Annotated in this window: 1 protein-coding gene; it reads right to left on the bottom strand. The window is 61.5% G+C overall.

Annotated features, from left to right (window positions below; translation table 11 throughout):
* Window positions 1–50 precede the first annotated feature (50 nt).
* Window positions 51–1,150: NtaA/DmoA family FMN-dependent monooxygenase (locus tag EOA24_RS38720; RefSeq protein ID WP_127410866.1), on the bottom strand; the 1,100-nt coding region annotated here is incomplete at its 5' end.

Here is a 1,150-nt window from a genome sequence, read left to right as displayed (position 1 = left end):
ACAGCCCTTGAAGGACAGAGATACGTCGTGGAGTTCCAGTAAGCCGGTCATCACGCATTCACGGATTTGAGACGGGACGCCGAGGTCCGTTCGGCTTGGCGACGCTTGACGGCTTCGATGTCACGGTAGCCGCTGGCGGGATGCGTTGCGGGAAGATACGGCCCTTCACCGAACAGCTTTTCACGCAACGTGCCGGGCTTGTAGGCGGTGGGATAGACGCCGCGCTTCTGCAATTCCGGCACCAGCAGGTCGACGGCGGCCTCGAAGCTTTCGGGCGTCACCGCATAGGCGAGGTTGAAGCCATCGACCCCGGTTTCATCGACCCATTCCTGCAGGATGTCGGCGATTGCCCCGGCCGAGCCGACGAAGACAGGCCCGACGCCGCCGATGCCGCCCCATTTCGCCAGTTCCTCGACGGTCCACGCCTTGTCCTTGCCGGCGAAGTGCTCGACCATCGAAACGATGGCGTTGGTCTCGACCTTCTTGAGTGCATCGGTCGGCGCGTACTGGCCGAAATCGATGCCGGTCCAACCCGACATGAACACCAGCGAGCCATCATAAGATGTAAAGCTTTGATATTCCTCGAAGCGCTTGCGGGCCTTCTCGTCGGTCTCATCGACAATCAGCGTGGTGAGATTGTAGATCAGGACATTCTTCGGATCCCGGCCCGCGGCGGCGGCTTTTTGGCGGATTTCCGAAACATAGGCCTTGAGCAGCGATTTGGTCGGCGCGCCGACGAAAACGCACTCGGCATGCGCGGCGGCGAAGGCCTTGCCCGGACCCGAGGCGCCGGCCTGATAGAGAACCGGTGTGCGTTGCGGCGACGGCTCCGAGAGATGGTAGCCAGGCACCTCGAAGAACTTGCCCTTGTGGCCGATCTCGTGGACCTTGCCGGGGTCGGTGAAGATGCCTCGGACCGGATCACGCAGCACCGCGCCTTCTTCCCAACTGCCTTCGAACAGCTTGTAGAGCACCTCGACATATTCGGCCGCGACCTCGTAGCGGTTGTCATGGCTTTTCAAGCCAGTCTGGCCGACATTCTTGGCGCCACTTTCGAGATACGAAGTGACGATGTTCCAGCCGACGCGACCCTTGGTGTGGTGGTCGGCGGTCGAAAGGCGGCGGGCGAATGTGTAGGGATGTTCGAACG

Origin of the sequence: Mesorhizobium sp. M2A.F.Ca.ET.039.01.1.1 (assembly GCF_003998035.1) — a bacterium.
In the GTDB taxonomy this organism is placed as follows: Bacteria; Pseudomonadota; Alphaproteobacteria; order Rhizobiales; family Rhizobiaceae; genus Mesorhizobium.
Note: the sequence above shows the minus strand (reverse complement) of the source record. Positions and strands in the feature narration are given on the sequence as shown.